At 63.2% G+C, this 8,566-nt stretch carries 12 protein-coding genes and 2 tRNA genes; 3 read left to right on the forward strand and 11 right to left on the reverse strand.

All coding sequences use genetic code 11. The annotated features are described in order from the left end of the window. The 5 genes from AC1P6P_RS17500 to relB form a co-directional block, all read right to left on the reverse strand. Window positions 1–127 (reverse strand): GTP-binding protein (locus AC1P6P_RS17500; RefSeq protein ID WP_370153578.1); only part of this gene is annotated, 127 nt, incomplete at its 3' end. Between the two features lie 108 nt (window positions 128–235). After that, window positions 236–309, reverse strand: a tRNA-Gly gene (locus AC1P6P_RS17505). Between the two features lie 104 nt (window positions 310–413). Then, window positions 414–498 (reverse strand) — tRNA-Tyr (locus AC1P6P_RS17510). 230 nt (window positions 499–728) lie between these two features. Then, window positions 729–1,001 carry a type II toxin-antitoxin system RelE family toxin gene (locus AC1P6P_RS17515; protein WP_481403732.1) on the reverse strand — a complete coding sequence of 91 codons (273 nt, stop codon included), beginning with the start codon at window positions 999–1,001 and terminating at the stop codon, window positions 729–731. Continuing rightward, complete coding sequence (gene relB / locus AC1P6P_RS17520) at window positions 898–1,221, reverse strand: type II toxin-antitoxin system RelB family antitoxin (protein ID WP_481403733.1); 324 nt, start codon at window positions 1,219–1,221, stop codon at window positions 898–900. The genes AC1P6P_RS17515 and relB overlap by 104 nt, the downstream gene beginning before the upstream one ends. Window positions 1,222–1,478: 257 nt before the next feature. Here relB and rlmB point away from each other — a divergent pair, with 257 nt between their 5' ends. After that, the gene (rlmB, locus tag AC1P6P_RS17525; RefSeq protein ID WP_481403734.1) at window positions 1,479–2,258 is read left to right on the forward strand and encodes a 23S rRNA (guanosine(2251)-2'-O)-methyltransferase RlmB; all 780 of its coding nucleotides are present in this window, start codon (window positions 1,479–1,481) and stop codon (window positions 2,256–2,258) included. 75 nt (window positions 2,259–2,333) lie between these two features. On the opposite strand, the gene AC1P6P_RS17530 is transcribed toward rlmB, so the two are convergent. Further along, complete coding sequence (locus tag AC1P6P_RS17530; protein WP_481403735.1) at window positions 2,334–3,404, reverse strand: L,D-transpeptidase; 1,071 nt, start codon at window positions 3,402–3,404, stop codon at window positions 2,334–2,336. A 258-nt stretch (window positions 3,405–3,662) separates the two neighbouring features. Between AC1P6P_RS17530 and AC1P6P_RS17535 the strand changes: the two genes are divergently transcribed. Continuing rightward, complete coding sequence (locus tag AC1P6P_RS17535) at window positions 3,663–3,983, forward strand: hypothetical protein (RefSeq protein WP_481403736.1); 321 nt, start codon at window positions 3,663–3,665, stop codon at window positions 3,981–3,983. Between the two features lie 3 nt (window positions 3,984–3,986). Here AC1P6P_RS17535 and AC1P6P_RS17540 read toward each other — a convergent pair whose 3' ends face one another. Both AC1P6P_RS17540 and AC1P6P_RS17545 read right to left on the reverse strand, forming a co-directional pair. Continuing rightward, complete coding sequence (locus tag AC1P6P_RS17540) at window positions 3,987–4,892, reverse strand: EamA family transporter (protein WP_481403737.1); 906 nt, start codon at window positions 4,890–4,892, stop codon at window positions 3,987–3,989. 39 nt (window positions 4,893–4,931) lie between these two features. Continuing rightward, entirely contained in the window at window positions 4,932–5,123 is a 192-nt protein-coding gene (locus AC1P6P_RS17545) for a hypothetical protein (protein WP_481403738.1), read from the reverse strand. 291 nt (window positions 5,124–5,414) lie between these two features. On the opposite strand from AC1P6P_RS17545, the gene AC1P6P_RS17550 reads away from it, so the two are divergent. Beyond that, on the forward strand, window positions 5,415–6,800 hold the full coding sequence (locus tag AC1P6P_RS17550) for a cation diffusion facilitator family transporter (protein ID WP_481403739.1): 1,386 nt from the start codon (window positions 5,415–5,417) through the stop codon (window positions 6,798–6,800). Between the two features lie 184 nt (window positions 6,801–6,984). Here AC1P6P_RS17550 and AC1P6P_RS17555 read toward each other — a convergent pair whose 3' ends face one another. From AC1P6P_RS17555 to AC1P6P_RS17565, 3 genes are all read right to left on the reverse strand, one after another. After that, complete coding sequence (locus AC1P6P_RS17555; protein WP_481403740.1) at window positions 6,985–7,152, reverse strand: hypothetical protein; 168 nt, start codon at window positions 7,150–7,152, stop codon at window positions 6,985–6,987. 268 nt (window positions 7,153–7,420) lie between these two features. After that, entirely contained in the window at window positions 7,421–7,621 is a 201-nt protein-coding gene (locus tag AC1P6P_RS17560) for a hypothetical protein (protein ID WP_481403741.1), read from the reverse strand. Between the two features lie 195 nt (window positions 7,622–7,816). Continuing rightward, window positions 7,817–8,263, reverse strand: a complete 447-nt coding sequence (locus AC1P6P_RS17565) for a TM2 domain-containing protein (RefSeq protein WP_481403742.1) — start codon at window positions 8,261–8,263, stop codon at window positions 7,817–7,819. Window positions 8,264–8,566: the final 303 nt, after the last annotated feature.

Genomic DNA, 8,566 nt, shown 5'->3' on the forward strand with positions numbered 1-8,566 from the left:
TCGCCCCGCCCGTCTCCGCCAGGATCTTCGTAATCGCAGCCGTCAACGACGTCTTGCCATGGTCGACATGGCCGATCGTCCCGATGTTGCAGTGCGGCTTATTCCGCTCAAATTTGGCCTTCGCCATTGTCGCGCCCTTTTGTCTCGTCCAGCCCGCAGATGCGGGAAATTTCGTCTCTAACTCGCGCCCGACATCGCTTTTGGCTTTGCCGGACTACCTCCATCAGTCGGAAGTTGGAGCGGGTGAAGGGAATCGAACCCTCGTCATCAGCTTGGAAGGCTGTTGCTCTACCATTGAGCTACACCCGCCTGTTCGACTCCTTTTTCGCTACCGACCTTACAAACACCTCCGGCTCTGCAGCCCCGCAGCCTTCTTAAGATTTGGGCCTCCCAGGACCGTTTTTTTGATTTGGTGGTGGGGGAGGTTGGACTCGAACCAACGAAGACGTAGTCAACGGATTTACAGTCCGTCCCCTTTGCCGCTCGGGACACTCCCCCTTAAACCAAATCAAAGACTTAGGAACCTCGGACGGAGGCGCAAGAGCCTCGCCCGCCCGCCTGGGTAGAACGTGTGTGATGCCTCCGGGAGTCGCGCTGCGGATTGGGGGTTATTGGTCAAACGCTTAAATGTGTCAATAGCTCCCTAACGCGGGGAAAGCCAATTTTTGCTCCCCCGCGGGAATCCGCCACGCAGGGTGACTCCCGCTCCACGCTTTGGCAACCCCGGATCAACCCGAACGGTAAACCTCGCGACGGTGGGCGACCGCCACGACGACCACAACCACTCGGTGATCCTCCAATCGGCACAAAATGCGAATCGAACCAACCCGATACCGCCAGAAGTCGGACAAAGCCCCTCCCAGCGACTTGCCATCAAAACGAGGATTGCAGGTCCCTTCAATCTTCGTTCTGAGAAATTTTGTTACTCGAGCCTGATCGACCGTTCCGAGCCTTTTTAGGTCCTTCGCGGCGCGCGGCGTGATCTCCAGCCCCCAGGCCAAGCCGTTGCTCGACTTCGGCAAGTGTATAACTCCGCTTTCCCCTGCTTTCCTCATAAGCCGTTATGGCCAGGAGATAGTCCTCGTAGTCTTCCAGATACTCCGCAATCGCCCTGGACGCGTAATAGCTCTTGCGACGACCGGTCTTGGCCGCCAACGCGTCAAGACGCTCGTCCAACGCCCGCGAAATGCGGACGACGCGCGTACCGGTACTCGTCTTCACACATACCTCCTGCGTCAGCTCATTGCCGCCAACGGTAGTTATAGGTGTAACACATGTAACACCTGTAACAGTCGCCGGCAAGGCCAGACCGGTTGCGCCTGCCCTGGCTCAGTTTATAAGGCGCCATGCCTAAAAATGACCGCCGGGAATACCGGCCCCGTTCCGACAAGTCCGAAAAGCCGCGTGCCCATGGCCCTCGCCCGCAGGGTGCGAAGCCGCAAGGCCCTCGCCCGGGTGCGAAGCCGCAAGGCGCCCGTTTGCAGGGGACGAAGCCGCCAGGGGGCAAGCCGCAAGGCTCCCGCCCGCGCCGTTTCGAGAAGCCGGAATCCGGCTTGTGGCTCTATGGCCTGCACGCGGTGAAGGCGGCGCTGGAAAATCCCCGCCGCAAGGTCAAGCGCTGCCTCGTTACCACCCGCTCGGCGGAAGAGATCGGCGCCAAGCTGCTCGGCCGCGTGCGCTATGAGACCGTCGACGTCGAAGCGGTCGGCCGTATGCTGCCGCCCACCGCCGTGCACCAGGGCGTCGCCCTGCTGTGCGAGCCGCTGCCCCGGCGCGATCTCGAAACCTTGCTGGCACCGTCCGAGCGCCGCCGCATCGTGTTGGTGCTCGACCAGATTTCCGACCCGCACAATGCCGGCGCCATCCTGCGCACTGCCGCCGCCTTCGGCGTTGCCGCCGTGGTCGTCCAGGATCGCAACTCGCCGCCGGAATCGGGCGCGCTGGCCAAGTCCGCTTCGGGGGCGCTCGACATCGTGCCAGTGATCAGTGTCGTCAACATTTCGCGCACTCTCGATGAGCTGCAGAAACTCGGCTTCTGGCGCGTCGCGCTGGCCGGCGACGGCGAAGGCCCGCTCAAGGACGCCGCCGCCGACAACGGCGACATCGCGCTGGTGCTGGGCTCGGAAGGCTCCGGCATCCGCCGCCTGGTGCGCGAGCATTGCGACGCCGCCGCCTACGTCACGATCGACAGCGCCATGGAGAGCCTGAACGTCTCCAACGCCGCCGCGATCGCGATGTATGAACTGAGACGAGAGTGAAAAGGTTTGTCCCGGCTCCGCGCCCTCCTCTGCACCTGCGTGCATTAGTGCGCTTGGCCGGGATGACACGAGAGCTCAGAACAACGCCGCCACCAGATCGTCGCCGGATTGGTTTTCGATCAGGACCAGGACCTTGTAGCCCTCGGCGTATTGCAGCTTGCCTTGCTTGTCGTGCATGAGCAGGCCCTCTTTCGACATCGTCGCGGTGCGACGGTCGTAGGCGAACAGCGGGGTCAGGCCGCGGTAATCCTTCTTGATCAGGCGGAACAGCAGCTCGGCGTTCTGCGGATGCAGCCGGACGCAGCCGGCACTGGCGCGGGTGCCGAGAAGCTGCACGTCGTCATCGACAGCGGCATGAATCGCGATGCCGGTCTGCCGCCCCTCGTTCTCCCATGAGAAGAACATCGCGAAGGGCATCTTGTGGCCCCATTGCTGCGAGGTATAGCGGCGGTAGACGCGGTCGGGATCGATCTGGAAATAGCCGGTCGGCGTGTTGGTGTTCCACATCGCCTTGCCGTCCGGGCTCGGCACCGGATGATCTTGCCCGGTGGAGACCGGGAAGCTGTACATCAGCTTGATGTAGCCGCTCGTCTCCTTGTTGAAGACGAACATGCGCTGATGCCACGGGCCGTGGTCGGCCTTACTGACATAAAGATAGAGGTCGAAGCTGTCGTACAGCTCCTTGGTCAGGCTGACCTTGAGATGCGCGAGCACGCGCGCAACCTCGGCGGACGATGGCGGCGCCGCATCGGGCGCGGGCGTCAGCGGCTCGCTTTCCACCTCTTGCGGTGCCAGTTCCATCGCGGGCGGCTTTGCCGTCGGCGGAATGATCGCCGGACGCAGCGCCGGCGCGGCGGGCTTTGGCTTGGCGACGGCCACTTTCGGCGCCGGCGCCGGCTTCGGCCATAACCAATCGGAAACGCCCTGCCAGGCGGCTGACGCCGTCTTTTCGGTCCAGGTCCACGCTGGGGTGATCACATGGCGGTCGGCAGCGCGCGCCGTGACGCCGGCAGCTGAACCGATTGCGGAGGGCGTCGCCTCGGCGACATGTCGGGCCTCTTCGGACCAAGGATGCTGAGGCGGCACAAGAACGCCGAAGCCGAGCGCGGCTGCGCCCAGCATATAGAGGACGGCGAACGTCCTCACCCCCTTGCCCCTGTGTCTCATAACGGAACAATAACCAGGAAATCGACCGCTTGTCTTGGTTCGCCGAGGGTGAAGTTAACAGGTGACCGAATGATGGCCGCCTGCCACTGGCGCAGTCCTTGCGAGACAGGAGCCAGACAGCGCCAGCGGGGCTTCCGGAGGTCGGAAATCGGGCATAAATTGCCACATCCGCCCGGAAATGCCGGGCAGCCGAAGGCAAATCCTTCCGAGACCCGCGCGGCTGAATGAGGGGGAACCATGGTTGGAAGTGTCGGCGGCTTCAATCCCGTCAACTTTGCCGCAACGGCTGGCCTGAATCGGCCAGCACAAACCCAGACGAGTCTCGACAGCGCCACCCAGCCGAGCGCGAGCGACACCTTCATGAGCTACATGAAGGAATCGCCGGCCCAGCGGATGGTCGACAACTGGCTGAAAGCGCACGGCCTCGACAAGGACAAGCTCGCCGCCATGAGCCCCGAGGACCGCGCCGCCGTGATGAAGCAGATGCAGCAAGAGATCAAAGACCAGCTGCAGCAGCAGACCGAGGCAAAGGGCACCGTGGTCGACCTGACCACCTGAGGCTCAGCGGCTCGCCAGAAGAACACCGGCAGTCACCATCACCGCCGCGAACCCTTTGCGGATCAAACTGCGGCGCGAAGTGTCCTCGCGCGAAAGATGCGGCGCCACGATACTCACGACGGTTCCGAACGCGACCACGAACAGCGTCGTGGTTGAGGCCACCGCCGACACCAGCGCCACCGGCGCCAGCAGCGTGGCATAGCGCACCGACAGGCCGCCGCCGAGATTGATCAGCTCGTTGGCACCATTGATGCCGAGAAGCGCGCCGGTGTGGGTGCGGATCAGGTGGACGAACTGCCGGCGGATCGCGCCGCGCAGCAACAACGCCACGCCGAACAGACCCTCGCCGACGAAAGTCCAGAAGGTGGTGGTCCAGAAATCGTCTTTCACCGCATAGAATTTGAAGATCACGTTGGCGAGCGCCAAAATGAAGGTGCACGCCACCATGCCGAGCATGATTTTCCACGGCAGCGCCGTGAGCTTGAAATCGGCGCCCAGCGACACGAACAGCACGCCGCCGAGGATCAGCGCCGCCCCCGCGGCAGACAGCAGCGTCAGGGTTTCGCCGAGCATCAGCCACGCCAGCAGGAAGCTGAAGATCGTGGTGAGCTGAAACATCGGCGCCACCACCGACGCCTCTTCGCTCTGGATGGCCTTGAGGTAGAACAGCATGGCGCCGATGTACATCACGCCCGAGGCCGTCATCACCACGATGGCCTTCAGCGACGGCGCCAGCACTTCGGGCGCGAACCACCAGATCAGCGGCAACGCGAGCATGCCGACCAGCGCCGTGAACAGCATCAGCACCGCGGTGTCGCTGTCGGGGAAGTAGCGGTCGATCAGATATTTATCGATGTGGACGGATACCGCCCACGACACCGGTCCGAGAAACGCGAAGAGGAGCCACATGGCCGCGCTTGTAGCGACATTCGCGGGCGCCCGCGAGCGCTACCCGTTCACCGCCCGGCGCCAGTCGGCGTCGTCTTCGTGGGCGGGGCGGCCACGCAAATACTCGGCGTAGTCGCGGTAGATCCGGGCGAGGCTGAGGATGTCCTCACGCAGAACGGGATCACGCGTGGAGAACGCCAGCCGCTCGGCTTCGTCGGCGCGGATATCGTATTCGTTGTCGTCGTGGAACATGGCTCGCTACTCCGAACAGCTAAGTGCCATCCACAATTATTCTAATTCGTGACTTACCCAGGACCAAACCTGACATCGCCCTCATCGCGGCCTGTCTGATGACAAAATATCGAAATGCCAACAGGCGGTTACAGGCGAAACGCCAAACCCGGCCCCGCGTTGCGCCGCAGCGGCGTGCAGTCGCACCGGTGTAACCGGTCTTGCGAGTGTTGGCGGGCGGCTCGGCGGATCGCCCGCAGCGCGCGCATGGCGACTAACCGGCTATAACGGGGCGAACCGGAGATTCCCCCCGTGACCCACGCCCACGAGAAAAAAGCCGTCGCCATTTCGTCCATGGCCGCCAGTCTGGCCATGACCATCGGCAAGTTCACGGTCGGGCTGCTCACCGGCAGCCTGGGCCTCATCTCCGAGGGTCTGCATAGCCTGCTCGATTTCGGCGCCACCGTGATGACCTACATGGCGGTGCGCGTCTCCGACAAGCCGGCCGACGCCGAACATCACTACGGCCACGGCAAGATCGAGGCGCTGACGGCGCTCGGCGAGACGGTGCTGCTGTTCCTCACCTCGCTGTGGATCATCTGGGAAGCGATCCATCGCTTGATGGCGCCGAAGATCGCAGTGGAAGCGACGGCGTGGTCGTTCGTGGTCATTGTCGCTTCCATTGCCATCGACATCGGCCGGGCCCGCGCCCTGAAGCGCATCGCCAAGAAAACCCACAGCATGGCGTTGGAAGCCGACGCGCTGCATTTCTCGTCCGACGTCTTGAGTTCCACCGTGGTTCTGATCGGGCTCGGCTTCGTCGCGGCCGGCTGGCCGATCGGCGACCCCATCGCCGCCGTCGGCGTGTCGATCTTCGTCTGCCGCGCCGGCTGGATGCTGGGACGACGCACCTTCGACACCCTGATCGACACTGCCCCGCAAGGCGCCGCCGAACGCATCACCGCGGCCGTGCGCGAGGTGCCGGGCGTGACCGAAATCGGCCGCGTGCGTATCCGCCCGGCGGGCAGCGTGGCGTTCGTCGACGTCGATATCGCGGTCGGGCGCGGCTGGCCGTTGACCAAGGTATTGAGCCAGAAACAGACGGTGGCCGAGGCGATCCGCGGCGCGATGCCGGAAGCGGAAGTCACCGTCACCACTCATCCCTTGAAGCTCGACGAGGAAACCATCCAGCAGCGGGCGCTGATCATCGCCGCCAATCACGGCGCCCACGTCCATCACATCACCGCCCATCGCATCGGCGCCGGCGACCGGCTGTCGCTGAGCTTCGATCTTGAAGTCGTCGGCACCCTGCCCCTCGGCGAGGCGCACCGCATCGCCACCAATCTCGAAGTCGACATGCGCTCGGAGTTCGGTCACGAAACCGAAGTGGAAACCCATATCGAGCCGCTGCAGGACGCCACCGTCACCGGCAGCGACGCCGATGCGGCCACGTTGGACGAGATTTCCGCGGCGCTGGAACGGCTGGCGGCGGAAGACGGCGTTCTGACCGACATTCACAATGTGCGGGCGCGCCAGACGACACAGGGCCTGATCGTGATTTTCCACTGCCGCACGGCGCCCGAGCGCACGGTGGCCGAAATTCACAGCATCGTCGACGCGCTCGAACGCAAACTGCGCGCCGCGGTGCCCGGCATCTGGCGCAGTGTCGCCCACGCCGAACCGTTCGGGGAACCCTAGGCGGCGGACTTTGATGGGAGATCGCCACCCCAACACTGTCATCGCCCGCAACTGCGGGCGACCCAGGTCAAATCTGTCGTGAACTTCGGAGTTGTGCAGATGGCACCTGGATGGCCCGCAGTCGCGGGCCATGACGCCGAGGGGCGTGGGACGATCAAGAGATTCCGACCGAACGTCCGATGCTCTAGGCGGCGCGGCGCACCGGCGGCGTCGAGATCGGCAGCTTGGCGGGAACGAGATCGGGCATTTCGCCGTTGAGGGCCGAGTGCCACTCTTCTTCGATTTCCATCCGGTTCTTCAGCCACGCTTCTGAGGCGTCTTGGGCGGCGGGTGCGATGGCGTTCGGGTCCATCTCGTTCTCCTGTTTTCAAGAGCAAGTAGGGACAAACCCCGATGGAGCAACAACCTCGTGTTATTGCGTAGGTAGCGCTGTCAGGTAGCGCAATCAGGCCGCCCGGCCCGCGCCAAAGCTGGCAAAAATCAGCCTCAAAAAAAGTCGTTTTTGTCGCAGAAAAACCGATGTGACCGGTCCCACCCACCACGATGCTCCGTGTGCGGATCACTGCGTTACCGGTATCACAAGCGCGGCACCGATCGGGCGGATCACGATGCGGAGTGCGTCAGGCGGAGCGGCGCACCGGGCGTTGCGAAATCGGCAGCAGCGGCGGCACCAAAGCGCCGGTTTCGTCGTGCAGCGCGACGCGCCACTCGGCTTCGATCTCGGCCCGCGCGCGATCGAGGTAATCCTCGACCTGGCCGCCCTCGCGTTCCCAAATCTGATGGCTGCGCTGGCTGATGCAATCCAACTGCCGGCGATCCATGACCGCGTTCTCCCTCGCCCGAATGTGGCCGCCATAAGGCAACCGCGGCGCGGAGAGTGCAATCTCGGCGCGGATGGTAAGCGTTATCAGGTAACGCAACCATGCCCGCGGTCGACATTTTTACCGCACATATCTTGTATAAAATGCTTACCATCAGGCATTAACGCCGGCAGGCAGTGCTTTTGGCGGCTTATTTCAGAACCAGGACTTCTGATTGCGGACGTAGGTCTGCTCGAACGCTTCGTCGGTCATCGTCAGGTAGATGATGCCTTCCACCAGCGCGATGATGGCCATGATCGGGCTGAGGATGAAGCAGGTGCACAGCGTCAGCAGCAGCATCGTCACGCCGGCGCCGGAATAGCCGAGATAGAATTTATGTATGCCGAGCGACCCGAGGAAAATCGCCAGCAGCCCCGCCGCAACCTTGGACTTGGCCCCCGAGATCGGCATCGACGGCGCAATCGGGAACACCGCCGTTGCGGTGCCGTCCTCGTGCGCCTCGAAATCGACCGCCAGACCGGGGCGGATGTCGAACACGCGACCGCGGTATTCGGTGCCCTTGAAGGTGTACCGCTTGCCGTCAGCGCCCGCGATCAAGCCTTCGCCGGTTTCCGGGCTGTAATTGAGAATCTGGCCCCGCATGTCATCCACTCCCCGAATACCTGCCGGACGGTAATAGATTCCACCGGCCGCCGATATGGCAAAACCGTCGCTGTCAGGGGGCTTTCGTGGCGGGCAACGCGGAAATATCCGGTCATAGCGTCCCCCTCCCGGATGATCCGGGAGGAGGACGATAGCGCAAAGAGGGACGGGGGGCGAACCTCAGTGCGGCTTGGCTTTCTTGGCCTTCTTTTTTGTGACCGGCTTCTTCGCTGCCGGTTTTTTCCCCTTCTCCTTCGTCTGAGCAAGGTACTTGCCGACGAATTCGTCGTTGAGAATGTCTTG

The organism is Rhizomicrobium sp. (assembly GCF_056722145.1).

Excerpts from the sequence above, each read along its gene's own strand:
- AC1P6P_RS17535 (WP_481403736.1), top strand. The coding sequence starts at position 3,663 with ATGGTTGGAAGTGTCGGCGGCTTCAATCCCGTCAACTTTGCCGCAACG.
- AC1P6P_RS17540 (WP_481403737.1), bottom strand. The coding sequence starts at position 4,892 with ATGTGGCTCCTCTTCGCGTTTCTCGGACCGGTGTCGTGGGCGGTATCC.
- AC1P6P_RS17545 (WP_481403738.1), bottom strand. The coding sequence starts at position 5,123 with ATGTTCCACGACGACAACGAATACGATATCCGCGCCGACGAAGCCGAG.
- AC1P6P_RS17555 (WP_481403740.1), bottom strand. The coding sequence starts at position 7,152 with ATGGACCCGAACGCCATCGCACCCGCCGCCCAAGACGCCTCAGAAGCG.
- AC1P6P_RS17560 (WP_481403741.1), bottom strand. The coding sequence starts at position 7,621 with ATGGATCGCCGGCAGTTGGATTGCATCAGCCAGCGCAGCCATCAGATT.
- AC1P6P_RS17565 (WP_481403742.1), bottom strand. The coding sequence starts at position 8,263 with ATGCGGGGCCAGATTCTCAATTACAGCCCGGAAACCGGCGAAGGCTTG.